Raw genomic sequence first — 24,829 nt, forward strand, 5'->3', positions numbered from 1 at the left:
CCGCAGGGATGGCAAGAGAAAGGACGATCATGAACGTATTGATTTACGCGCTGCTGATCGCCGGCTCGTTCGTCATGCTCGGGCCGCTGGCTTGGACGGTATCCACCTCGCTCAAGCTGCAGCAGCACGTATTCGATATTCCGCCGAAGTGGATCCCCGATCCGCTGACTTGGGCGAACTATATCGACGTTTGGACGAAAGCGCCGCTGTTGCACGGCTTTATGAACAGCGGCATTATCGTCGTCACGGTGCTGTCGGTCGGCCTGTTCGTCTCCGCGATGGCCGCCTACGCCTTTTCCAAATTCGAATTCCCGTTTAAAAATGCGATCTTCATGTCGCTGCTCGGCACGATGATGATCCCGTACTCCGTCGTCATGATCCCGCAGTACATCGGCTTCTCCGAGCTCGGCTGGGTCGACACGCTGCTGCCTCTGATCGTTCCCGGATTGTTCGGAAACATCGTCACCATTTTCTTTTTCCGCCAATTCATGCAGGGCTCCATTCCAAGCGATCTGATCGACGCGGCGAAAATCGACGGAGCGGGCTACTTCCGCACCTTCGTCACGGTGGCGCTTCCGATCGCGAAGCCTGCAATCGCGGCGCAGGCGGCGCTCGGCTTCATGGGCATCTGGAACGATTTCCTCGGGCCGCTCATCTACCTGCACACGCCGGAAAAGCAAACGATCCAGGTGCTGATCGCGAGCATGCAATCCAACTACATTTCGACTTCCAATTACCCATCGATGATGGCGGCATCTTTGATTGCGCTGCTTCCGGTTCTTATCGTCTTTTTCTTCGCCCAACGGTACTTCATCGAATCGATGGCCATCAGCGGCATTAAAGGATGAACCGAATGAACAGGCGCACAAGCATCGGGATCTTGCTCTCGGCCGGCGCGCTCGCGGTCATCATCGCCGCAGCCGCCGCCCTGTGGGGGCCCGCGAAGAAAGAAGGAGCGGACAATATGACGATCGCCATCGGACAGACGATGCAAAATCCGCTCGTCTTGGAGCAGGAATGGGAGGATTACGGCATCGGAGATCCGTTCGTGCTTCGGCACGACGGGAAGTATTATTTGTATTGCAGCACAAAGGACTGGCGCGTCGGCGTCAAAGCCTGGAGCTCGGACGATCTCGTCACCTGGCGCTACGAGGGCCTGGTGACGGAAGAGCCGCTGACCGAAGGGGCTTACGCGCCCGAGGTCGTCTATTGGAACGGCTCGTTCTACATGTACACGTCTCCCGCGGGCAAAGGACATTACGTCCTGCAGAGCGACAAGCCGACGGGGCCGTTCGTCGTCAAGACGGAGAACCTGGGCCTGACGATCGACGGCTCGGTGTTCATCGACGATGACGGGAAGTGGCTGTTTACCCACGCGGAATCGGGCGGCATCATGGCTGCCCCGATGACCGATCCGTTCACGATCGAACCGGGGAAGAAGCTGAACACGTCGCTCGGCCATTGGACGGAAGGCTCGATGATCGTCAAGCGGAACGGACGTTACTTCATTACGTATACGGGCAATCACGTCTTCAGCAAAGGCTACCGCGTGAACTATGGGGTGAGCCGCGAAGCGCCGGACGGCGTGTACGCGATTCCGGAGAATAATCCGCTGCTGATCTCGACCGCCGACGGTTTTAACGGACTCGGCCACAGCTCGACGGTCATGGGACCGGATATGGACTCTTATTATTTGGTCTATCACGACTTGGCCGGAAGGTCGGCGGAAGGCCCTCCCGTTCGCCGGCTGAACATCGACCGGCTGGCGTTCAACGGCGACAAGCTGAGCGTGCTCGGACCGACGCACGGAACGCCCGTGCAAGCGCCCGCGCCGCCGGCTTTCGCCGACATTCCCGAATACGCGCCGCCTGCGGACAAGTGGGAGCAAGTCGGCGACGGCCGGGGCTGGCTGTCCCGATCTGCTGCGGAAGAACGCCATACGGCGGAATTTAATTTCGTGCTCCGCGGGGAAGCGGGCGACGGCGCGCGGGAAGAGGCTACGCTCGATATGATATTCGCCTACGAGAACGAAGGCGAATATCGCGCGGCGCGGCTGGACGAAGCGAGTATGACGCTGTCGCTGGTCGAAGTCGAAGACGGCATCGAGAAGATCGAGGCGAGCGGACCGCTGCCGGACGGCATGGATTTGACGAAGCTGCATACGGTTCGGGCCGAATCGGACGGCGATTCCGTCAAGCTGTATTGGGACGGATTGCTGCGAATCGAGCGGAAGGGATTTCAGGCGCGCGGCGGAAAAATCGGTTACGCATGGAACGCAGGGGCGAATCCGCGGCTGCGCTATACGGCTTTCTCGAACGAAGCGGGGGGCAGCAGCGACCGCAAGGCGATCAAGCCCGTTCCCGGCTCGATGGAAGCCGTGCACGGGACGCCGATCGGCAGACCGGAGGAGCGTTTCGGCATAACGCCGGACGGCAGCGGCGCGCTCGTGCTTGCGCACAAAGGGGACGGAGTCTCGTTCCCGGTTCACGTCGCGCGTTCCGGCGATTACTTGCTGTCGGCTTCCGTCTCGAACGCTTCCGCGGGCTCTCTGCTTGCGATCGAAGCGGGAGGGAAGACGGTAAAGCGCAAGCTGGAGCCTTCCTTATTCGCGGACGACGGGGAGTGGACCAAAGTACCCCTCGGCTTGTTCGAGCTGGAGGCGGGAACCCGGCGGATTACCGTGCGGCTCGCCGGCGGCGGCGGGGAAGTAGCTCTTCGTTACGTCGAAGCGGCCGAAGCGGCCGCCGTGCCGGACAATGTGATCGTCGAGCCGACGGAAGTCGGCACCGACAAGCGGTTCGGCGGCGATGCCGGCTGGACCGATTATGACGTCTCGTTCGACGTGACTCTGAACGAAGAGACGATTGACGAGACGAGCGTGCTGCTGCGCACGACGAACGAGTCGGAATTTCCGGACCAGGTGGCGGATTCGTTCATGGGCTATCAATTGACGTTCCGCAACGGCAGGGTCGTTCTGTACCGGGTGAGCTACGAAAACGTGGAAGAAGTCGAATCGGGCATACTTGCGATCGCCCCTGGCGAGACGAAGCGCGTCGTTGCGAAGCTTCGCGGCGCGGCGCTGTCGGTGTTCGCGGACGGCGGCGAGGAGCCGATCCTTACGTGGACGGATCCGAACGCCTTTCTTCACGGCCGCGTCGGAAAGCGCGGCTTATCGGAAGCTTGGACGGTTTCGCCGTTAACGATTTCATCTTTTAAATAGAAAAGTGAAGACAAGAGGAGCGGGAGAAAAAAGATGACAACAAAGATGTACACCCCGGGCTACCCGAGGCCCCAATTCGTGCGGGAGCGGTGGGTCGACTTGAACGGGGAATGGCGCTTCGGCTTCGACGATAATGATCGGGGGGAGGCGGATGGGTGGCCGTACAATTTCGGCGGCGACCGGAAGATCGTCGTACCGTTCACCTACGAGACGAAGGCGAGCGGCATCGGGGAGGAAGCCCATCATCGGAGCGTCTGGTACAATCGTTCGTTCGTCGTGCCGGCCGCCGAGGAAGGCAAGCGCGTTCTGCTCCATTTCCAGGCGGTCGACTATACCGCGAAGGTGTGGATCAATGGCAGTTATGTCGGACGCCACGACGGAGGCTATACGGCGTTCTCGTTCGATATTACGCCGCACGTGACATTCGGCGGCACCAACGAGCTGACGGTGAAGGCCGAGGACAGCACGGATGCGACGCAGCCGCGCGGGAAGCAAAGATGGGTGCCGGACAACTTCGAATGTTTTTATGTGCAGACGACCGGCATTTGGCAATCGGTATGGCTGGAATTCGTCTCGCCGGTCCACATCGATTCCGTGAAAATTACGCCGGACGTCGACGCTCAATCCGTCCGTTTCGAATATCAGGTCAATGGAGGCGAGCATGCAGGCGGAAGATATCGGCTCGAGACGCTCATTACGCTGAAGGGGCGCCAGGTCAAGCAAGCGAGCCTCGCGATCGACCGGCGGTGGCTTCAACTCGACGTCGATCTCGTACACGAGATGAACGGCCCCTGGAAGCATTGTCTCTGGTCGCCGGCCCACCCGAATTTATACGATGTGGAGTTCGTTCTTTATCACGGCGACGAAGAGGTCGACCGCGTGTACTCTTACTTCGGGATGCGGAAAATTTCGATCGAAAAAGGCAAAGTGCTGCTGAACAACGTGCCGATCTACCAGCGGCTCGTACTCGACCAAGGCTACTGGCCGGACAGCCATCTGACGCCTCCGTCGGACGCGGCCATCATCGAAGACATCGACAAGCTGCTGGAGATGGGCTATAACGGGGTCCGCAAGCATATGAAGGTAGAGGACGCGCGCTTCCTGTACTGGTGCGACGTCAAAGGGGTGCTCGTCTGGTCGGAGATGGCCGCGACGTTCGAGTTCAACGACAACGCGATCCAGAAGTTCACGTCGGAGTGGATGGAAGTCGTCCGGCAGCAGTACAACCATCCATGCATCATCACGTGGGTCCCGTTCAACGAGTCGTGGGGCGTCATGAACATCATGCACGACCGCAGGCAGCAGAAGCTGACGGAAGCGGTGTACCATTTGACCAAGGCATTCGATCCGACCCGTCCGGTCATCGCGAACGACGGGTGGGAGCATACCGTTTCCGACATTTTGACCTTGCATGATTATGTCGAGACGAAGGAAGAGTTCCTTCGAAACTACGCGAACAAAGACGAAATCGTAAATAACGAAAAAGCGTTCAACAGATGGAAGTACGCTTTCGCAAAAGGTTATTCGTACGCCGGGCAGCCGATCATCGTCAGCGAATTCGGCGGCATCGCCTTCCGGTCGGACAAAGGCTGGGGTTATGGCAACCAGGTCGCTTCGGAAGAGGAGTATCTCGCGCGTTTTCGCGGCATCCACGAGGCGATCAAGGAAACGGACTATATTGTAGGCTACTGTTATACCCAGTTGACCGACGTGCAGCAAGAGGTGAACGGGCTGCTGACGGAAGACCGCAAACCGAAGGTGCCGCCGGAGAAAATCCGGGACATCAATTTGGGGTAAAGCCGTTCGGAAAACCGGAAGCCGGTCTCCCGGAAGGTCGGCTTCCATATAAGCAGGGGAGAGGGGAAAAGGATGGGGAAAAGCGTTCAAACCGTCACGCGCATTCTGTTGCTTGTCGCCTTGATCGCGGGAATTCTTCCCGCGGGTTTCGCTGCCGCTTCGACCGCGGGCATGGCTTGGCCGACCGATTCGATCACGGCTTACGCGCCTTCTTCCGGGGGCGTGTGGTACCCGAGGCTTCTGAAGCTGAACAACGGCGATTGACATCGACAACGTCGAATGGATCAGAACAAACTAGGAGTGATCGGATGGATCGCTACAGACCGAGGTATCACTTTACGCCGCCGCGCAACTGGATGAACGATCCGAACGGCCCCTTCCAGTCGGGCGGCGAATATCATTTGTTCTACCAGCATAATCCTTCGGCTACGGAATGGGGCGATATCCACTGGGGACACGCCAAAAGTCTCGATCTGGTGAACTGGACGCATCTGCCGGTCGCGCTTGCCCCTTCCCGCGAGCTCGGGGAGCGCCATTGCTACTCGGGTTGCTCGGTCGTAAACGGCGGCGAGGTGACGTTGTTTTATACGAGCATCGGCGAAGGAGAACGGAACGCGACGAGCGGAGCCCAGCAGTGGATGGCCAAAGGGAACGATCTGCGCACCTGGCGCAAGCCGGACATCAATCCCGTGTTGACCGCCGAGCTGCACGGGGAGCTTCGGATAACGGAATGGAGAGACCCTTACGCCTGGAAAGAGCAAGACGGATGGCGCATGCTGCTCGGAGGGAGAGTCAACGGCAAAGGCTGCGGCATGATTTATCGATCCGACGATTTGGAACAGTGGAGTTTCAAAGGGATTTTCCACCGCGGCGACGAATGGATCTGGGAGTGTCCGCATCTGTTCCGCTTCGGCGATAAAGCCGTTCTGTTCTACTCCCCGAGCGGGCCGGTTCGCTATGTCTCCGGCACGATCGAGGGGGACAGATTGACGGACGTTCTGCGGCACGGCACCGTCGACTACAGCGGCTTGGAAGGCTTCTACGTCTCGACCGGCTTCGTCGACGAGAAGGGGCGGCGCGTGCTGCTCGGATGGGTGCCCGAAGGAAGAGGCAAGGACTTCCCGGCAAGCCTGGACTGGTCGGGGGCGCTGGCGCTGCCGCGTCTTGTCGATCTGAAGCCAAGCGGCGCGCTCGCGATGTCGCCGGTTCCCGAGCTGGAGACGCTGCGGGGCGAGGAGCGAAGCTTTGCGGATGTGCGCGTCGGGCCAGTTCCTATGAATACGGGGGTTCGTTCGACGTCCTTCGAATGCTCGCTGGAAATCGACAGACGGACCTTGAAGACCGGCGAGCTGACCGTTTCCGTTTTCGCTTCGCCGTGCGGCCGGGAACGTACCGACGTGCGCCTGGATTTGGCGACGAATTCGATCGTCATCGATCGTTCGAATTCGAGCTTGTTCCCGAACGTCCATAAATCTCCGATCAAGGGGGACTTGCCGCCTGCGGGCGGCGCCGGGCTGCTGAGACTGCGGATTTTCGCGGACCGGTCGATCATCGAAGTGTTTGCGGATGACGAAACTTGCCTCACGGCGAGGGTGTATCCTTCCTTGGAAGACAGCAACGGCATTGAGCTGCGTTCGAGCGGCGAAGCGGTCGTCTCCAGTATGAAAATATGGGAGATGAAGGCGGCGGAAATCCGTACCGAGTAGGGACGCTTTCTTCTGTCAACGGATTCGAAAATGAGGCTGTCTCACATATTCATGGCTCATTTATCAGCTTGGTGTGCGAGGGGTATTCGAAAAGTTTTCCCGGTTCAAAACCAATACTGCAAAAGTGCAGTTTTTTCCTGATATTGACAGCCCGAACGCTAAAGTTCCTGCGATAATACAGTATTTTTGCCTCCAAGTGACGTGAAAGGCGAAAATGATCAAAAAATCCTGCACTTTCGCAGTAATTAGAGCCAAAGACATCTGTCGGGGGCAAAAATCCTGCACTTTTGCAGTATTCACCGTTCTTCAGCTGTTACCGGCGCCCCTGCCCCGTCGGAAAAGGGGCGATCGGCTATCGCCGGCGACATCGTGCCCCGCTGATATAGCTATCCTCGGCTATCGCCGGTAACATTGCGGCCCGCGGGCATAGCCATCCTCGGCTATCGCCAGCGACATCAGTGCCCCGCTGGAGTGGCCCGACAGCAACATAATCGCGACGGCTGCTCTTCTGCCTCAATGTCCGGTGGCGGACGACCGCTATAAGACAAAAAAGAAGGGTTGTCCCTGGGTCATTCAAGACCTTTTGGGACAGCCCCTTTAATTTGTCGTTATAGGGCGGCGGAGAGGGCTGCGCGGCCGCGGAAAAGCTGGGCTGCCGAGTCATACGCGGCAGTCCGGCTTCCACGGCCGCCGTTAGAACACGGCGCCGGGCGAGATATCGTATAGCCGACCGGCCTCGGCCGCAAACGCGATCGAGCCGTCTTCGCGCCGCTCGGTTCTGATCTCGCGGCCGCCGCATGTGACGGCAACCGGCGTACCGGCGTGCACGACGCAAGGTCCGCCATGCGCCGACAAGACCGAGGCCGCCGCCAGCGCGCCGCCGCTCCAGCGGATCGACACCTCGTATCCGCCGCGGGCGCGCAGCCCGCTTACGCGTCCTTCCGGCCAGGCGTCCGGCAGCGCCGGAAGCAGCCGCAGGATGCCGTCATGCGACTGCAGCAGCATCTCCGCAATGCCGGCCGTCACGCCGAAATTGCCGTCAATCTGGAATGGCGGGTGAGCGTCGAACAGATTCGGATACACGCCGCCGTGATGGTAATTGGTTTCAGCCGCTTCATCCACAAGGCGCAGCAAATTGCCGATCAGCGCCAGCGCCCGGTTGCCGTCGCGGAAGCGCGCCCACAAGCCGACTTTCCAGCCGAGGCTCCAGCCCGTTCCGTCGTCGCCGCGCCGTTCCAGCGACTTCTTCGCCGCGGCGAACAGCTCGGGTGTCGCCTCCGGGGTCAGCTGCCGTCCCGGGTAGACGCCGAACAGATGGGAGACATGGCGGTGGTGGACGTCCTCGTCTTCATAATCATTCGGCCATTCCTGCAACTGCCCGTATTTGCCGATGCGCATCGGCAGGAGCCGCTCGCGGGCATCCGCAATTTCCTTGCGCAGTTGCTCCTCGCCGCCCAGCACTTCAATCGCTTCCAGACAGTTGCTGAACAATTCCCACAGCAGCTGCATATCCATCGTGCTGGCTGTGCCGACGGCCGCAAGCTCTCCGTCCGGCGTGCGGAATTTATGTTCGGGCGAAGTCGAAGGCGAGGTGATCAGCCGGCCCTGATCGTCTTCGATCAGGAAGTCGAGAGCGAACCGCGCCGCTTCCTTCATGATCGGAAACGCCTTGTCCCGCAAAAACTGTTCGTCGCGGCCAAACTGGTAATGCTCCCACAAATGCTGGCACAGCCAGATGCCGCCCATCGGCCAGAGCGCCCAGACGGGATCGCCGTGGCCGAAATCGCCGGCCGGCGCCGCATGCGCCCAAATGTCGCCGTTATGATGCGCAACCCACCCGCCGCATCCGTAGTTGACGCGGGCGATCCGCCGGCCGGTGACGGCCAGGGCGTCGATATAGTCGAGCAGTGGGCCGTGGCATTCCGCCAAATTGCAGGTCTCGACCGGCCAGTAGTTCATCTCGGTATTGATGTTGAGCGTATAGTTGCTGCTCCATGGCGGACGCATGTCCCGGTTCCATATGCCCTGCAAATTGGCCGGCTGCGTCCCCGGCCGGGAGCTGGCGATCATCAGATAGCGGCCGTACTGGAACAGCAGCTCCACGAGTCCGGTATCCCGGGCGCCGAACTCGGCGATCCGGCGATCGGTCGTCAAGCCGTCCGGGATGCCGGCTTCAGCCTTGTCGCTGCCGAGCCTTAGCTCCACCCGGTCGAACAGGGCCTTGTGATCGGCCGTATGCGCGGCCAGAAGCTCGGCATACGCTTTCGTCAAAGCCGCGCCGACGGTTCGCTCGACGATGGGCGCCGGATCGCGTCCATGTCGTCCGGGCGAACGGTCGAATCCGGCAAAACCGGTAGCCGCACCGAAAATCAGCGTCGCCGACTTCGCGCCTTCGATCAGCAGCCGTTCCCCTTCGACGCGGCAGCTGCCGCCATCGACGGAAGCGGCAAGCCTGCCTTCGAACGGCATTCCGTCCGCTTCTCCGTCTTCGCGATAGACGACCGGCCGTTCCGTGTTGTAATAATTCGGGTCGACATGATCCGGGCAACGTCCTCTCAGGACGAGACGCCCGTCTTCCGCTTTCACCTCATGCCGCAGCTGGCAGCCGAACGAAGCCTCCAGCTCGACGGTGCCGGGTCCTTCGGCTTGAATATGCGTGACGATGACCTGATCGGGATAAGAGCAGAACGTCTCGCGGATATAGCGCGTGCCGCCGACCGTATAGACTGTGCGGGCAATGCCGGTCGCCAAATCGAGCGTCCGGCTGTAATCGCTTGTATCGCCGTCGTGGCCGAACCGCAGCTTCAGCTCGCCCAGCGGCAGATAGGATTGCGTATAGGGGCCGAGCATTCCGCGAGCCGCCTTGTCGGCTTCGGCGTATCGCTTCGCGGCAAGCAGCCTGCGCACTTCGGGGAGAACGGAAAGCGCCTGCGGGTTGCTGCCGTCCTTCGGGCAGCCGGACCATAGCGTATCCTCGTTCAGTTCCAGCCTTTCGACTTCAATGCCCCCGTGAACCATCGCGCCCAACCGGCCGTTGCCGACAGGCAGCGCTTCGGTCCATACGCGCGCGGGCATCTTGTAATACAGCTTCATTTGGCAGCCTCCTTCGAGTTGCAGCATCGGTACAGCGGCATGAGCCGGCGTAATCGTTCGATCTGAAACGAGACATCCTTATAAGATAGAAAAGTTCGCCGCCTTATCCGGTATTTCCTGTTTGATCCGGCACAACATTTCCAGACGGAATATCATGCGGTTTGTCGCGGCGAAATACAGGCATTTCGCTCCGGTATCGTGTATAGTAGAAAGAAAAAGAGTGGATAGGAGCGAATTGCGTATGGAACAGCAGGCAGAGCGGCGCGGCATGTGCTCGCTTGCGTCGATGGCGGCAGGGGAAGATCCCGGCGGCACCGCAGGAGCGTACGGCATTTATCTTCTGGTGGAAACGCCGTTTCCCTGGGAGCGGGATATCATGAAGTCGCCGCATTTTCCGCCGGCGCTCGGCGAGGCCGTCCTTGCGGCTGGCGCCGGCTGCCGCGTGCTCGGCATCGCTTCGGCCAGGCACGCCTCGCCGCAAGGCATGCGGCGCATGATCGTATACCGGCGGCCTGACGGGCCATTCGCCCGATTCGAGCAAGAAGAATACGTCGTGCCGCATGATCGGCTGGCCGCGCTGGCGGCCGCCGTGCTGGCGCAGCCGCGCCCGGCCGAATTTGCGGAATACCGCGTCGCCGGCGCCGGTCGAAACGTGTTCGTCTGTACGCACGGCAGACGGGACCGCTGCTGCGGACTGCACGGTTACGCCGTGTACGAAGCGCTCGATCGCCGATGCGGCGAACTGTCGGAAAGCGGCATCCGGGTATGGCGGGTAAGCCATATCGGCGGACACCGGCTCGCGCCGACGCTGATCGATTTCCCGTCCGGCCGCTTTTGGGCGCATGTCCGTCCGGAACGATTGGAGGCGGTGCTGGAGCCGGGAGCCCATCTGTCCGATCTGGCGGCGCATTACCGCGGATGGGGCGGCCTCAGGCCGCCGGAACAGCTGCTGGAGCGCGAAGCGTGGCTGAGGGAAGGGGCCGGCTGGGCGGATTATTTGAAGACCGGCTCGTCCGAACCTCTGCCGTCCGGCGGCGTGCGCGCCACGGTCGAATTCCGGTCGGCGGACGGCTCCGTATCCGGGGCATACGAAGGCATCGTACGGGAGACCGCTCCCGTCGCCATTATCGGCTGCGATTATCATGAGCCCGAATGGGTGCCGCAGTACCGCGTCGAAGAGATCGTGAGACGGCCGGCGGCAAATTGACGTTTATCGATGGGCCAGGGATCGGCCAGGCGGATGAAAGGAAAGGAGAGACCAGAATGACTTCAGCCATCATCGCAGGTATCATTGTCGCCGCATTGGGCGTATGCGGAGCGGTCGCAGCCGCAAGACGCAACGCGGCGGACGGGAAATCCGCATTCCGGGGACGGCCGCCGGAAGCGCTCGGAGTGCCATCAGACCACCCCGCCCGGACGGTTGCGGAACGTCTGGAAGCGTCTCTCGGCGGCGATTTCGAAAGCCGGGTGAAAGAGCGCGTTGTCCGCAGCCGTCCCGGGCTGAAGGACGGCGAGTGGGACTGGATATGGTTCGAGCTGAAGCGTTTCTTTCTGATGAGCGGCATCGCGCGAAGCGTGCCGATGTATAGCGGACGGATCGACGAAGCGTGGCACGAAATGCTGATGTTTACCCGGGAATACGAACAGTTCTGCCAAAACTTCTGCGGCGCGATGATCCATCATGCACCCCATACCGCCGGGACGGAGCCGGATCGCAGCGAACGGGCCTGGTTCGATTGGATCTACGGCGAGCTGTTTCCGCCGTCTCCGGCCAGCGCCCGGTTGTGGGGGCCTTTCTTCCGGACAGCGTTGCGTCCCGAATTGATCGGGCGGCTGGAGGCGGCGGATCGGACCGAATGGCTTGCCGAACGGTTTCGCGGCGATACGGCCGCGCGGCATGAAGATATCGCGGCCGTGATCGACTATTTGATCGGCCGGTTCAAGGAGCAGGCCGCTGCAGCCAGGCGCAATGCCGAAAGGCGCAGCGAGCCCGCATCGGGTGACGCGTGGACGGTCGGTGCGATGTCCGGCTTCCTTGTCTATGCCTCGCTTGTCGATTACGACGGGTTTCAGGAGCGGATGAACGAACGGCTGCATGACCGCCGCAGCGACGGAACGGGCGGTTGCGGAAGCTGGAGCGGTCCCGTCGTCGGCGAAGGCGGAAAAGCCCACGGCGGGGACAAGGGCGCCGGCGGCAATGGGGATCACGGCGGCGGGGACGGCGGCAGCAGCTGCGGTTCGTCGTGCGGATCCGGCTGCAGCTCGTGACCCATACCGGTTCAAAAGAAGTGCAATCGCCGTTTAACCGTTGTATAATAGACAGGATTGCGTTCATTATTGTTCGGACATAGCGCCAAACCAACCGCATCCAGGGAGGGACAACACCCTATGAGTCAACTGGTCATTTGCGACCATCCGCTTATTCAGCACAAATTGACGTATATCCGGGACAAAAATACGAATACCAAAGACTTCCGTGAACTCGTCGACGAAGTAGCCACGCTGATGGCCTACGAAATCACCCGCAGCATTCCGCTGGAAAAAATTACGGTATCCACGCCGGTATGCGACGCGGAATCCTATGTCATTTCCGGTCGGATGCTCGGGCTCGTTCCGATTCTGCGGGCGGGGCTCGGTATGGTCGACGGCATGCTGAAGCTGATTCCGGCCGCGAAGGTCGGACATATCGGCCTGTTTCGCGATCCGGAGACGCTGAAGCCGGTGGAGTACTACATCAATTTGCCGTCCGATGCCCAGGATCGGCTGCTGATCGTCATCGATCCGATGCTGGCTACCGGTGGTTCGGCCAACGCCGCGATCGCGGCGTTGAAAAAACGCGACTGCCACAATATCAAGCTGATGTGTCTCATCGCCGCGCCGGAAGGCGTGAAGGCGGTACAGACGGCGCATCCCGACGTCGATATTTATACCGCTGCAGTAGACGAGCGTCTGAACGAACACGGTTATATCGTGCCGGGTCTCGGCGATGCCGGAGACCGGATGTTCGGAACGAAATAACGTAAAGGAGCGGAATTGAAGTGGCGAAATTGAAAGTGATGACCGTGTTCGGTACCCGTCCGGAAGCGGTCAAGATGGCGCCTCTCGTGCTCGAACTGCAAAAACGGAAGGACGAGATCGAATCGATCGTGTGCGTTACCGCGCAGCATCGTCAAATTCTCGACCAGGTGCTTGCGTTTTTCCGCATCCGGCCGGATTACGATTTGAATGTCATGAAGGAGCGCCAGACGCTGACCGGAACGACCGTCCGCGTACTGGAAGGGCTGGAGCCGGTGCTCCGCGAGGCGAAGCCGGATATCGTGCTCGTACACGGCGATACGCAGACGACCTTTTTGGCCAGCTATGCCGCGTTTCTGCAGCAAATTCCGGTCGGGCATGTGGAAGCGGGCCTGCGCACATGGAACAAGCTGTCGCCTTATCCGGAAGAGATGAACCGGCAGCTGACCGGCGTGCTGTCCGACATTCACTTTGCACCGACCGAATGGTCCGCAAGCAATCTTCGCCGGGAGAACAAGCCGGAATCGTCGATCTATGTCACCGGCAACACGGCAACGGACGTGTTTCAATATACCGTAGATCCGGCGTTCTCCCATCCGGTGCTCGATTGGGCGAAAGGGAAACGGCTGGTGCTGATGACCGCTCATCGGCGCGAAGCGCTCGGCGAGCCGCATCGCAACATTTTCCGGGCGGTCAGACGGATTGCCGACGAGTTCGACGACGTCGCTTTCGTCTATGCCGTACACCCGAACCCGGCTGTGCGCGAGCCGGCCCGGGAAATTCTCGGCGGGCATCCGCGCGTCAAGCTGATCGAACCGCTCGATGTGTTCGAATTTCACAATTTCTACCCGCATGCCTATATGATTATGACCGACTCCGGCGGTCTGCAGGAGGAAGCTCCTTCGTTCGGCGTCCCGACGCTCGTGCTGCGCGATACGACCGAACGGCCGGAAGGCATCGAAGCGGGCACCCTCGAGCTGGTCGGCACCTCCGAGGAGCGCGTTTACGACCGCGCGCGGGCGCTGCTGTCGGACGACGCGCTTTACAGCCGGATGAGCCAGGCGGCCAATCCGTACGGCGACGGACAAGCCTCCGTGCGAATTGTCGATGCGATTTTGCACTTTTTCGGACGCCGGGAGCAAAGGCCGGAGCCGTTCACAGAACGTTCATAGATTCGCCATCGTTTCGCCATCGCCGGGCAGCGCTTCCCAAAGACTACAGCATACAGTGGCACTGTACGGTTCCGTAAGAAAAAAACGCTTGTAGAATCAAGGGTTCGGGGCGTTTTTACTGCTAAAAATTTGCAGTGATTTCAATTGACAAACCTTGCGGCGCTTCGATAAAATATATGAGGATTGACAGGGGTAACCGATCATGAAACAGAAAGGCAATGGGGATAATCCGTGGCGCGCGGCCGCTCTGGTCGGCGTCATGGGATTGGATATCGCGATTTGCACCGTTTTGGGTTACTACCTGGGCGACTGGCTTGGCGGTTCGCGAGGGTGGGGCGCCTTCGGCATCGTCATGGGACTTGCTGTCGGCATCCTCTCTTGCATCTTCCTGCTCAAGCGCATATTGGAGGACTCCGATGGATAGACTGTGGAACGCCTCGCTGCGCGTTTCATACTTCTTCATGGCTTTATTTTTGCTCCTGTGGGGAATACTTCCAGCATGGAAGCCCGTATTCGCCGGATGTATGCTGGGGCTCGGGGCGAGTGTCGTGAATGCGCTTTTGCTGCGAAGGCGAACCGAATATATTGGATACGCCGCGGCGGGACAAGGACCCGTACGCAGAGGCGTGGGACTGGCAAGCCGTCTTGCGACGGTGCTGCTTGCGGTGATGATCGCCTACCGCTATCCGGAGAAGTTTGATCTGGTATCGACTTTGTCCGCTTGCTTTATCATGCCCTTTGTCATTTTGGTAACAGCGTATTTCCAGCATAAACGAGACAACAGCGGAAAGGGGTGAAATTAACCGCATGCATCATTTTCCTATCGTTCACTGGCAAGGCCTGAACATCGATATTTCGGCGTTTTTGGCCATCATCATTTCCTGCGTCATTACGTTCGTGCTGGCGCGGCTGGCGGTGCGCAACCTGTCACTTACCAATCCGGGCAAACTGCAAAACTTCTTGGAGTGGACCGTTGAATTCGTCCATTCGGTCATCGCCAGCACGATGCCGCTAAATAAAGTAAGGCCTTATCTGGCACTTGGCATGACTCTGATCATGTTTATCTTCATCTCCAATCTGCTCGGTCTTCCGTTCGGTATTGTAACAGAGGTTCACGATCCGATCGGGTGGCTCGGCATCACGTCCGAAGACATCCAGGAAGAGGAGCACTATGCGCTGGCTTGGTGGAAGTCGCCGACCGCTGATTTGTCGGTTACGTCCGGCCTGGCGCTGGTTGTGTTCATTCTCGTTCACTACCTGGGCCTGAAGCAGAACACGAAGCACTATCTGAAACACTACTTCGAACCGTACTGGTATTTCCTGCCGCTCAACATTATTAAAGAGCTGGCAAAGCCGGTTACGCTCGCGCTTCGTCTTTTCGCCAACATCTTTGCGGGCGAGGTTCTGATCGCGACCATTCTGATGCTCAGCGTCTGGGGGATTCCGTTCCTGATCGTCTGGCAGGGCTTCAGTATTTTCGTCGGCGCGATCCAGGCGTTCCTCTTTACGATTCTGACGATGGTGTATATTTCGCAGGCGACGATTCACGACGAGGGAGCCGAGCATTGATCGTTGTTTCCTCTCAGGGCTAAATTCCGTGCGGCCTGCCCTTGAATTGCGGGGGTTGCGTTGTTCGGGGTTCCATATAAGCAATATCCCAAATCTAAACAACTCATTTTGAGGAGGATTTATTACAATGACAGAATTGGCAGCAGCATTGGCAGTAGGTCTGGGCGCTCTCGGCGCCGGTATCGGTAACGGTCTGATCGTCAGCAAGACGGTTGAGGGCATCTCCCGTCAACCGGAACTGCAAGGCAAGCTCCAAACGACGATGTTCATCGGCGTAGGTATCGTCGAAGTCGTGCCGATCATCGGCGTCGTTATCGGCTTCCTGGCGTTCTTTAGCTAATACGAGCGTCACCCATTACATGGCGGGGAAGGCCTTAGCCCTCCACGCCTTCGTTTTGATTGCTGAGGAAATTGCGAGAAGAAGGGAGTGGCAACGATGTCATGGCATTGGGAAACGTTCGTTTTCGCAATCGTTGCATTCGGCATTCTTTACTGGCTGTTGAATAAGTATGCGTTCGGCCCGTTGTTCGGCATTATGGAGAAGCGCCGCCAGCTGGTACTGGAACAAATGAATGCGGCCGAAGCGAGCCGCAAGCAGGCGGAATCGCAAATGGCGGAACAGAAAGCAGCGCTTGAGCAGGCGCGGAAGGAAGCATACGAGATTATCGAGCAGTCCCGCTTGACGAGTTCGAAGCAGGCCGAAGAGATTGTACAGAGCGCGAAAGCGGAAGCGGCGCGCCTCAAGGAAGAAGCGCTCAAGGATATCGAGAGCGAGAAGAACAAGGCGATTGCGGCGCTGCGGAACGAAGTCGGCGGCATGTCGGTGAAAATCGCATCGAAAATTATCGAAAAGCAGATCGACGAGAAATCCCAGGAGCAGCTGGTTAATCAGTACCTGAAAGAGGTTGGTAGCAAATGAGCCGGGATCTCGTCACAGCGAAGCGGTACGCCAAGGCGCTGTTCGATGTCGCGCAGCAGCAAGGCATCGTTTCCGAAGTGGAAGAACAGTTGAAGCTGATCGCAGAGACGCTGAGAGAAAACGCCGACGTGCAGAAAGTTCTGGCGTCTCCCGGCATTGCGTCGGCAAACAAAGTCGAGCTGCTGCGCGGCGCGTTCGCGGACAGCGTGTCGGCTATCGTCATGAATACGCTGGAGCTGCTCATCGCGCGCGGACGCCAGCATCTGATTCCGGAAGTGTACGAGTCGTTCGTGCGCATTGCGGGCGAGAAGCTGAACAAGGCGCAAGCGATCGTTTATACGGCGCGGCAACTGTCGAATGACGAGCTGAATGCGCTGACGGCGCATTTTGCTCAGGTTACGGGAAAGAGCATTACGGCCGAGCAAGTCGTAGAGCCTGCGCTGATCGGCGGCGTGAAAGTCCGCATTGGCGACACGCTGTACGACGGCAGCCTGTCCGGCAAGCTGGACCGTTTGGCTAAATCGATGGGAATACAAGCACTGTAGATAGGGGTGAGCGGATTGGCTATCAGACCTGATGAAATCAGTACGCTGCTGAAACAGCAGATCGAAAAATACAAGTCGGAAATCGAAGTGGTTGAAGTCGGCACGGTCATTCAAGTTAGCGACGGTATCGCCCGCGTGCACGGCCTGGAGAACGCGATGCAGGGCGAGCTGCTCGAATTCGCCAACGGTGTCGTCGGGATGGCGCTTAACCTCGAAGAAAGCAACGTCGGTGTCGTTATCCTCGGACCTTACACGGAAATCCGCGAAGGCGATCAAGTGAAGCGCACCGGACGCATCATGGAAGTTCCGGTCGGCGAGGCGCTTCTCGGCCGTGTCGTCAATACGCTCGGCCAGCCGCTGGACGGCAAGGGCCCGATCGAAACGACGGAGTTCCGCCCTGTGGAATCGCCGGCTCCGGGTGTTATCGACCGGAAATCGGTACATGAGCCGATGCAGACCGGCATCAAGGCGATCGACTCGATGGTGCCGATCGGCCGCGGCCAGCGCGAGCTGATTATCGGCGACCGCCAAACCGGTAAAACGGCGATCGCGATCGACGCCATCATCAACCAGAAAGGCAACGGCGTGAAGTGCATTTACGTCGCGATCGGTCAGAAGCAGTCGACGGTTGCGAACGTCGTGGAGACGCTCCGCAAACATGGCGCGCTCGACTACACGATCGTCGTGACGGCTTCCGCTTCCGAGCCTTCGCCGCTGCTCTATCTCGCGCCTTATGCGGGCTGTGCAATGGGCGAATATTTCATGTATAAAGGCGAGCACGTGCTTGTCATTTACGACGACCTGTCGAAGCAGGCTGCCGCTTACCGCGAGCTGTCCCTGCTGCTCCGCCGTCCTCCGGGCCGGGAGGCCTATCCGGGCGACGTCTTCTACCTGCACTCCCGCTTGCTGGAGCGTGCGGCGAAGCTTAGCGACGCGCGCGGCGGCGGTTCGCTGACGGCGCTGCCGTTCATCGAGACGCAGGCGTCCGACGTGTCGGCCTATATTCCGACGAACGTCATCTCGATTACGGACGGACAGATCTTCCTTGAGGCCGATCTGTTCTATGCCGGCCAGCGTCCGGCTATCAACGTCGGTATCTCCGTATCCCGGGTCGGCGGCAACGCCCAGATCAAGGCGATGAAGAAGGTTGCCGGTACGCTCCGTCTGGACCTTGCTTCCTACCGTGAGCTGCAGGCGTTCGCGCAGTTCGGCTCCGATCTCGACAAATCGACGCAAGCCCGCCTGAACCGCGGCGCGCGCACGATGGAAATTTTGAAGCAGGGCGTCAACCAGCCGATGCCGGTCGAGAAGCAGGTCATGTCGATTTATACGGCGGTCAAAGGCTTCCTCGACGATATCCCGCTTGCGGATGTCGGCCGTTTCGAGAAGGAGTTCCTGTCGTTCATGGATTCGAACCATCCGGAAATCGGCGCTTCGATCCGCGATACGAAGGACCTGACTCCCGAAAACGAGAAGGCGCTTGTCGAAGCGATCAACAAATTCAAGAAAAGCTTTGCCGTCACGGCTTAAATATCGTTATAACGGCCGTCCGTCCCCGTGCGCGGATCGGCCTTGCACGGACCAACACCAGGCTTCGGATCGCGGCGCGCCGGGTGCCGCCTAAGCGCGGACCCGGCGTCCGCCTGATATGCGGAGCAGCAAAGGCGGGTGAATCAAATTGGCTAAAGGCATGCGCGAAATCAAATCGAAAATCAAAAGCACGCAGAACACCAAGCAGATCACGAAAGCGATGGAGATGGTCGCGGCGGCTAATCTGCGCCGTGCCGAAGAGGCCGCCAAGGCAGCCCGTCCGTATGCGGATAAGCTGCTGGAAGTGGTGCAAAACATCGCGGCCGGCACGAAGGACGTCAAGCATCCGATGCTGGAATCCCGCCCGATCAAGCGTACCGGCTATCTCGTCATCACGTCCGACCGCGGTTTGGCGGGCGGCTACAACGCCAACCTGCTGCGCAAAGTGACGCAGACGATTCGCGAGAAGCATCAATCGCCCGATGAATACGCATTGTTCGTTATTGGCCGCAAAGGCCGGGACTACTTTCGCCGCCGCGGCATGAAAATTGTGGAGGAAGTAACCGGTTTGCCGGACTCTCCCAAATTTGCCGACATCAAATCGATCGCGTCGGCTGCCGTGCGGAACTTCGAGAACGGAACGTACGACGAGCTGTACCTGTTCTATAATCGTTTCGTCAACGCGCTGACGCAAATTCCGGAGCAGAAGCGGCTGCTTCCGCTCGACGGTATCGGCGGGAAGGAAAAGCAGGGGCCTGTCGCCAGCTATGAGTACGAACCGTCGCCGGAAGGCGTGCTGGAAGTGCTCTTGCCCAAATATGCCGAGACGCTGATCTTTAGCGCTCTGCTGGATGGCAAAGCGAGCGAGTTCGGCGCGCGGATGACCGCAATGGGCAATGCAACGAAGAACGCGACGAAGATGATTTCGTCTTATACGCTTCAATACAACCGTGCGCGTCAAGCGGCGATCACGCAGGAAATTTCCGAGATCGTGGCCGGCGCGAACGCTCAATCGTAAAGCTAAGGGAAGCAGGAGGGAAAACTATGAATAAAGGACGCGTTGTATCCGTCATGGGTCCGGTTGTCGACATTGAGTTCGAACGCGGACAACTGCCGGAGATTCTGAACGCGATCAAAATCCAGCACAAAGCTACGGCCGGCGGCGTGGATATTGATCTGACGCTCGAAGCGGCCGTTCATCTGGGCGACAACTTGGTTCGTACGATCGCGATGAGCTCGACGGACGGTCTCGTTCGCGGCATGGAAGCCGTCGATACGGGCGCGCCGATCACGGTGCCGGTAGGCGCTCCTACGCTCGGCCGCGTATTCAACGTCCTCGGGCAACCGATCGACGAAGCAGGAGACGTCGTATCGGACGTCAATCTGTCGATCCACCGTCCGGCTCCGCAATTCGAAGAGCTGTCGACGCAAGCCGAGATGCTGGAGACGGGCATTAAAGTTATCGACCTGCTCGCGCCGTATACGAAAGGCGGAAAGATCGGTCTGTTCGGCGGCGCAGGCGTCGGCAAAACCGTTACGATTCAAGAGCTGATCAACAATATCGCCCAGGAGCACGGCGGTATTTCCGTATTCGCCGGCGTCGGCGAGCGTACCCGCGAAGGGAACGACCTGTATCATGAAATGAAGGATTCCGGCGTTCTGCCGAAAACGGCGATGGTGTTCGGCCAAATGAACGAGCCGCCGGGTGCGCGTCTGCGCGTCGCGCTGACCGGGCTGACGATGGCCGAATATTTCCGCGACGCGGAAGGCCGGGACGTGCTGCTGTTTATCGACAACATTTTCCGTTTCACCCAAGCGGGCTCCGAAGTGTCCGCGTTGCTCGGCCGGATGCCGTCCGCGGTCGGTTACCAGCCGACGCTCGCAACGGAGATGGGCCAATTGCAGGAGCGGATTACTTCGACGAAGAAAGGTTCGGTCACTTCCATCCAGGCGATCTACGTCCCTGCGGACGACTACACCGACCCGGCTCCGGCCACGACGTTCGCGCATCTGGACGCAACGACGAACCTGGAACGGAAAATTTCCGAAAAAGGGATTTTCCCGGCCGTCGACCCGCTCGCTTCGACCTCGCGTATTTTGCGGCCGGAAATCGTCGGCGAAGAGCACTATAACGTGGCGCAAGGCGTCAAGCGGATTTTGCAGCGCTACAAAGAGCTGCAAGATATTATCGCCATTCTCGGGATGGACGAATTGTCCGAGGAAGACAAGCTGACGGTCGCCCGCGCCCGTAAAATCGAATTGTTCCTGTCGCAGCCGTTCCACGTTGCAGAACCGTTTACGGGCAACAAAGGCATTTACGTACCGGTTGCCGATACGGTGCGCAGTTTCCGGGAAATTCTCGACGGCAAACACGACGACCTGCCGGAAGAAGCGTTCCGTTATGTCGGTACGATCGAAGATGCCGTGGAGAAAGCCAAATCGCTTGTATAGCGTGCGGCGGGAGGTATCCACATGAGCACCTTTATGCTAGAAATCGTTACGCCTGAGCGTAAGCTTTACGAGCAGGAAGTCAATATGGTCAGCGTGAAGGGAGCGGAAGGCGAGCTTGGCATTTTGCCGCATCACATTCCGCTCGTCACGCCGCTGCGCATCGCGCCTGTCGTCATCAAGAAAGACGGCAAGCAGACCGTTGTCGCCGTGAACGGCGGCTTTATTGAAGTGCGCAAGGATAAAGTCGTCATTCTCGCGGAGAGCGCGGAGTTTCCGGAAGATATCGATGTCGAACGGGCGCGAGCGGCCAAAGAGCGGGCGGAGGCGCGGCTGAAAGCCGCGAAAAAGGACGAGATCGATTTCCGCCGGGCCGAATTGTCGCTGCAGCGCGCGATGAACCGGCTAAATGTGAAAAACGGCATATGATGTCATCGGATGAACGCCGTCGGGCAATTGCCCGGCGGTGTTTTTATTTTTTGGCACTCTCAAGATGGCTATGCCGTTTACGCCGAGGCCGTTTCTTTTGTAAAATAGAACCAAATAGACGAGGCTTTCCGCGGAAGGGAGAGTTGCAATGCTGGATCTTCACTGTCATATACTGCCCGGCATTGACGATGGGGCGGCGGATTGGGAAACGTCTTTGAAAATGGCGCGGGCGGCTGCGGACGACGGGATAACCGGCATTGTAGCTACGCCCCACCATGCCAACGGACGCTACGACAACGAAGCGGCGTCCGTGCGGGCGCTGACGGCAGAGCTGAATGAACGGCTGCGCGAAGAAGGCATTCCGGTAACGGTATATAGCGGGCAGGAAATTCGCGTCCATCGAGATTTTCTTTCCAGCCTAGAAAGCGGGCGGCTGCTCACTGTTGCCGACACGCGTTACATCCTGATCGAAATGCCGGCCTCCGAGGTGCCGAAAGACATGTACGAGCTGGTCTATGAGCTGAGGCTGCTCGGCATGCGGCCGATTATCGCCCATCCGGAGCGCAATGCCGGCATCGTGCGCGTTCCCCGCCAGCTGCGCGAATTGGTTGAAGCCGGCGCATACGCCCAGGTGACGTCTCATTCGCTGCTCGGCGCGTTCGGGCGCGGCATCGAAAAGGCGGCCTGGTCGCTATGCCGTCAGGGCTTGATCCATTTCGTCGCGAACGATGCGCATCACCCTGTACAGCGGGGCTTCCGCCTTAACGAAGCATACAAGCAGATCGGCGCGACTTTCGGCGAGGAATGGGCTTCCATGTACAAGCGGAACGCCCGTATGCTGCTTCATGATGAGGAGGTGCAAAGCGGCGAGCTGCCGGTTGCCGGCACCGCGGCCTCCGGCTGGCAGCGAATACGGAGATGGTTCGGACATCGCCATTGACGGAATTTATTGCGTACCCGGCATAAATGGACGCCATTCTTCTCACACTATCGGTGAATGTTTCACCCCAATACCGTCCGGTTAATATTAACCATATGGACAAGCATGATGTAGGGACGCTCGCAACGCCAGATTGAATCGGAAGGAGTGGCATCGATGGGACAACAAACGGCCGGAAGCAAAGCCGGCAGCGATACGTCGCAGGCAAGCCGCAGGGTGATTGACCTGCTTAACCGGCAGGTGGCGAACTGCAACGTTTTATACGTCAAGCTTCACGATTACCATTGGAATGTCAAAGGACCAAACTTCTATACGCTTCATGCCAAGTTCGAGGAATTGTACGATGAAGTGACGCTGTTTATGGATGAGGTTGCGGAGCGTGTGCTCGCGCTCGGCGGCAAGCCGCTTTCCACGATGATCTCGTATTTGGCCGAGACGACGCTCTCCGAAGCCAAAGGCGATGAGGATGCCGAAGCGATGGTTCGAAGCCTGATCCAGGATCTGTCCCAGGTCGCGGCCGAGTTGAAGGAAACGGCCGAGATTGCGGACGAAGCCGGCGATCTTCCGACGCACGACATGCTCGTCGGCAAGCAGGAGCAATTGGAGAAGCATGTCTGGATGCTGGAAGCGTTCCTCGCTTCCTGATGCGGATGAATTATATATAGACCAACGGAAACCGGCGCATCTGTCGAAAACGGCAGACGCCGGTTTTTTCTTGCGTACGCCGGGCATATCCATAGAGTAAGAGCCGGAAACCGGCAGGCGGGAAAACCCTATCATAGACGTTTGTGGCAGCATTTGTTATAATTGTGAAGGAAATTTGACAAGCGGTGCGTGCCGCCGTTCTTCACATCATCTGGTCATGGAGGCGATTGTGTGGAGAAGTATGTCAACAACTATGTCATTGTCACGATTTTCCTGCTGCTCGGCATTCTGCTGCCCGTAGCGGCGCTTGCCGTCGGACGGGTTCTTCGGCCGCACAAGCCGAACGATCCGAAGCAGACGACTTACGAAAGCGGGAATGAGCCGGTCGGCGAAGGTCAGGTCCGCTTCAACATCCGTTATTACCTTTTCGCTCTTATGTTTGTCATCTTCGATGTGGAAACCGTATTTCTATACCCCTGGGCCGTCGCTTACAACCAGCTCGGCCTCTTCGTATTGGTGGAGATGCTCATTTTCGTCGGCATGCTGTCGATCGCGCTGTTCTATGCCTGGAAAAAGAAGGTGCTGCAATGGAATTCCGACTAGAATCCATTACTCCGGAGGAGCGGCAGGAGCTGGAGCGGAACGTCTTTATGGGTACGCTGGAACAGTTGAAGGCGTGGGCGCGCAGCAATTCGCTGTGGCCGCTGACGTTCGGTCTTGCCTGCTGCGCGATCGAGATGATGGGGACGGGGGCGTCCCATTACGATCTTGACCGTTTCGGCGTCATGTTCCGTACTTCGCCGCGCCAATCGGATGTCATGATCGTGGCCGGGACGGTAACGAAAAAGATGGGACCGCTGCTGCGCCGGCTTTACGATCAAATGCCGGAACCGAAATGGGTGATCGCCATGGGCTCCTGTGCGACGGCGGGAGGCCCGTATGTCCATTCCTACTCGGTCATGAAGGGCGTCGATCAGATCGTTCCCGTAGATGTATATATTCCGGGCTGCCCGCCCAATCCCGCCGCACTGATCTACGGGATTAACAAGCTGCAGGAAAAAATCCGCTACGAAGCCAAAACCGGAAAGCGGGTGACGAGCCGATGAGCGACGAGCGCCAGACGAAAGAGGAAGCGCTTTCGCTGAAGGGAGCGGACGGCGGCGAACGGAGCGAAGCTCCGGGCTCGGCGGCTGACACAGACCGGGAGGCGAGGAAGCGTGAGGCGGCGGAAGCCCGCGCGGCCCGCGCGGCCGCGGCGAAGCCCGGTTCCGAGGCCGGAGCGTCGTCTCGGACGGAACCGGAGGAGCCGCGGAAGCCGTCTCCCAAGCAGCCGCAGCTGGACGAGACGGCCGCGCTCATTCGCGCTCTCGTGGCGCCCGACGCGGTGGAGGAAGCGTATTTGAACGAATTGAACGGCGATATGCCGACGCTGGTCGTCAAGGCGGAGCACTGGCGGCAGACAGCCGAACTGGTCAAGCATCATCCGTCGCTGCGCTGCGACTACTTGCGCAACGTCTCCGGGGTCGATTATGAGACGCATATGGAGGTCGTATACCATCTCGTCTCCCTCGACAGCCGCAAGGAATTGGCGTTCAAGGTGCGCACGGACCGGGAAGCGCCCTCCGTGCCGTCGGTCACGCCCGTCTGGCAGACGGCAAATTGGAACGAGCGCGAAATCTACGATCTGCTGGGCATCGATTTTCCGGGCCACCCGAATTTGGTACGCATCATGATGCCGGACGATTGGGTGGGGCATCCGCTGCGCAAAGATTACGAACCGTTCGATCCGGAGGTGTGACGA

The 24,829-nt window shown here is 59.1% G+C and carries 25 protein-coding genes; 24 read left to right on the plus strand and 1 reads right to left on the minus strand.

Translation table 11 applies throughout. The features are described 5' to 3' along the window. Positions 1-8: 8 nt before the first annotated feature. The 5 genes from ABEV74_RS07695 to ABEV74_RS07715 all read left to right on the plus strand — a co-directional run bounded on the left by ABEV74_RS07695 (position 9) and on the right by ABEV74_RS07715 (position 6,723). Entirely contained in the window at positions 9-848 is an 840-nt protein-coding gene (locus tag ABEV74_RS07695; protein ID WP_062490163.1) for a carbohydrate ABC transporter permease, read from the plus strand. Positions 849-853: 5 nt separating this feature from the next. Next, a complete protein-coding gene (locus ABEV74_RS07700) occupies positions 854-3,220 on the plus strand; it encodes a family 43 glycosylhydrolase (protein ID WP_430144877.1) in 2,367 nt (788 codons plus the stop codon). 33 nt (positions 3,221-3,253) lie between these two features. Next, positions 3,254-5,017 (plus strand): glycoside hydrolase family 2 protein, encoded by a 1,764-nt coding sequence (locus ABEV74_RS07705; RefSeq protein ID WP_430144880.1) that lies wholly within the window; start codon positions 3,254-3,256, stop codon positions 5,015-5,017. Between the two features lie 72 nt (positions 5,018-5,089). Next, a complete protein-coding gene (locus ABEV74_RS07710) occupies positions 5,090-5,281 on the plus strand; it encodes a hypothetical protein (RefSeq protein ID WP_430144882.1) in 192 nt (63 codons plus the stop codon). A 44-nt stretch (positions 5,282-5,325) separates the two neighbouring features. Beyond that, complete coding sequence (locus ABEV74_RS07715) at positions 5,326-6,723, plus strand: glycoside hydrolase family 32 protein (protein ID WP_430144884.1); 1,398 nt, start codon at positions 5,326-5,328, stop codon at positions 6,721-6,723. Between the two features lie 693 nt (positions 6,724-7,416). Here ABEV74_RS07715 and ABEV74_RS07720 read toward each other — a convergent pair. Continuing rightward, positions 7,417-9,816, minus strand: a complete 2,400-nt coding sequence (locus ABEV74_RS07720) for a glycoside hydrolase family 95 protein (RefSeq protein WP_430144887.1) — start codon at positions 9,814-9,816, stop codon at positions 7,417-7,419. A 241-nt stretch (positions 9,817-10,057) separates the two neighbouring features. Here ABEV74_RS07720 and ABEV74_RS07725 point away from each other — a divergent pair, with 241 nt between their 5' ends. The 19 genes from ABEV74_RS07725 to ABEV74_RS07815 all read left to right on the plus strand — a co-directional run bounded on the left by ABEV74_RS07725 (position 10,058) and on the right by ABEV74_RS07815 (position 24,826). Further along, a complete protein-coding gene (locus ABEV74_RS07725) occupies positions 10,058-11,023 on the plus strand; it encodes a ferredoxin family protein (RefSeq protein WP_430144890.1) in 966 nt (321 codons plus the stop codon). A 56-nt stretch (positions 11,024-11,079) separates the two neighbouring features. Beyond that, positions 11,080-12,084 carry a glycine-rich domain-containing protein gene (locus ABEV74_RS07730; RefSeq protein WP_062490180.1) on the plus strand — a complete coding sequence of 335 codons (1,005 nt, stop codon included), beginning with the start codon at positions 11,080-11,082 and terminating at the stop codon, positions 12,082-12,084. A 120-nt stretch (positions 12,085-12,204) separates the two neighbouring features. Continuing rightward, positions 12,205-12,834: a uracil phosphoribosyltransferase gene (gene upp, locus ABEV74_RS07735; RefSeq protein ID WP_062490182.1), complete on the plus strand. Its 630-nt coding sequence runs from the start codon at positions 12,205-12,207 to the stop codon at positions 12,832-12,834. Positions 12,835-12,854: 20 nt separating this feature from the next. Continuing rightward, the gene (wecB, locus tag ABEV74_RS07740; RefSeq protein ID WP_062490185.1) at positions 12,855-14,003 is read left to right on the plus strand and encodes a non-hydrolyzing UDP-N-acetylglucosamine 2-epimerase; all 1,149 of its coding nucleotides are present in this window, start codon (positions 12,855-12,857) and stop codon (positions 14,001-14,003) included. A gap of 202 nt (positions 14,004-14,205) precedes the next feature. Then, positions 14,206-14,427 carry a hypothetical protein gene (locus ABEV74_RS07745; protein ID WP_062490187.1) on the plus strand — a complete coding sequence of 74 codons (222 nt, stop codon included), beginning with the start codon at positions 14,206-14,208 and terminating at the stop codon, positions 14,425-14,427. Continuing rightward, on the plus strand, positions 14,420-14,800 hold the full coding sequence (locus ABEV74_RS07750; RefSeq protein WP_062490190.1) for an ATP synthase subunit I: 381 nt from the start codon (positions 14,420-14,422) through the stop codon (positions 14,798-14,800). The genes ABEV74_RS07745 and ABEV74_RS07750 overlap by 8 nt, the downstream gene beginning before the upstream one ends. A gap of 10 nt (positions 14,801-14,810) precedes the next feature. Next, complete coding sequence (gene atpB, locus ABEV74_RS07755) at positions 14,811-15,572, plus strand: F0F1 ATP synthase subunit A (protein ID WP_213527211.1); 762 nt, start codon at positions 14,811-14,813, stop codon at positions 15,570-15,572. Positions 15,573-15,699: 127 nt separating this feature from the next. Then, on the plus strand, positions 15,700-15,912 hold the full coding sequence (atpE, locus tag ABEV74_RS07760) for a F0F1 ATP synthase subunit C (protein WP_062490194.1): 213 nt from the start codon (positions 15,700-15,702) through the stop codon (positions 15,910-15,912). Between the two features lie 96 nt (positions 15,913-16,008). Beyond that, entirely contained in the window at positions 16,009-16,491 is a 483-nt protein-coding gene (gene atpF, locus ABEV74_RS07765) for a F0F1 ATP synthase subunit B (RefSeq protein WP_062490196.1), read from the plus strand. After that, positions 16,488-17,036, plus strand: coding sequence for a F0F1 ATP synthase subunit delta (locus ABEV74_RS07770; RefSeq protein WP_062490198.1), 549 nt, complete (start codon positions 16,488-16,490; stop codon positions 17,034-17,036). The genes atpF and ABEV74_RS07770 overlap by 4 nt, the downstream gene beginning before the upstream one ends. A 15-nt stretch (positions 17,037-17,051) precedes the next feature. Next, positions 17,052-18,566: a F0F1 ATP synthase subunit alpha gene (atpA, locus tag ABEV74_RS07775; RefSeq protein WP_062490200.1), complete on the plus strand. Its 1,515-nt coding sequence runs from the start codon at positions 17,052-17,054 to the stop codon at positions 18,564-18,566. 148 nt (positions 18,567-18,714) lie between these two features. Further along, a complete protein-coding gene (atpG, locus tag ABEV74_RS07780; protein ID WP_062490203.1) occupies positions 18,715-19,584 on the plus strand; it encodes an ATP synthase F1 subunit gamma in 870 nt (289 codons plus the stop codon). Positions 19,585-19,610: 26 nt separating this feature from the next. Further along, positions 19,611-21,017, plus strand: coding sequence for a F0F1 ATP synthase subunit beta (atpD, locus tag ABEV74_RS07785; RefSeq protein ID WP_062490205.1), 1,407 nt, complete (start codon positions 19,611-19,613; stop codon positions 21,015-21,017). A 21-nt stretch (positions 21,018-21,038) separates the two neighbouring features. After that, positions 21,039-21,443, plus strand: a complete 405-nt coding sequence (locus ABEV74_RS07790) for a F0F1 ATP synthase subunit epsilon (protein WP_062490208.1) — start codon at positions 21,039-21,041, stop codon at positions 21,441-21,443. A gap of 148 nt (positions 21,444-21,591) precedes the next feature. Next, positions 21,592-22,383: a tyrosine-protein phosphatase gene (locus tag ABEV74_RS07795; RefSeq protein WP_062490211.1), complete on the plus strand. Its 792-nt coding sequence runs from the start codon at positions 21,592-21,594 to the stop codon at positions 22,381-22,383. 156 nt (positions 22,384-22,539) lie between these two features. Next, complete coding sequence (locus ABEV74_RS07800; protein WP_213527215.1) at positions 22,540-23,028, plus strand: Dps family protein; 489 nt, start codon at positions 22,540-22,542, stop codon at positions 23,026-23,028. Between the two features lie 231 nt (positions 23,029-23,259). After that, on the plus strand, positions 23,260-23,631 hold the full coding sequence (locus ABEV74_RS07805; RefSeq protein ID WP_062490217.1) for an NADH-quinone oxidoreductase subunit A: 372 nt from the start codon (positions 23,260-23,262) through the stop codon (positions 23,629-23,631). Continuing rightward, positions 23,616-24,134 (plus strand): NuoB/complex I 20 kDa subunit family protein, encoded by a 519-nt coding sequence (locus tag ABEV74_RS07810; protein ID WP_062490219.1) that lies wholly within the window; start codon positions 23,616-23,618, stop codon positions 24,132-24,134. Before ABEV74_RS07805 ends, ABEV74_RS07810 begins: the two co-directional genes overlap by 16 nt. Further along, on the plus strand, positions 24,131-24,826 hold the full coding sequence (locus ABEV74_RS07815) for an NADH-quinone oxidoreductase subunit C (RefSeq protein ID WP_430144898.1): 696 nt from the start codon (positions 24,131-24,133) through the stop codon (positions 24,824-24,826). Before ABEV74_RS07810 ends, ABEV74_RS07815 begins: the two co-directional genes overlap by 4 nt. Positions 24,827-24,829 lie beyond the last annotated feature (3 nt).

Source organism: Paenibacillus cisolokensis, from assembly GCF_050481165.1.
Lineage (GTDB): Bacteria > Bacillota > Bacilli > Paenibacillales > Paenibacillaceae > Paenibacillus_AH > Paenibacillus_AH cisolokensis.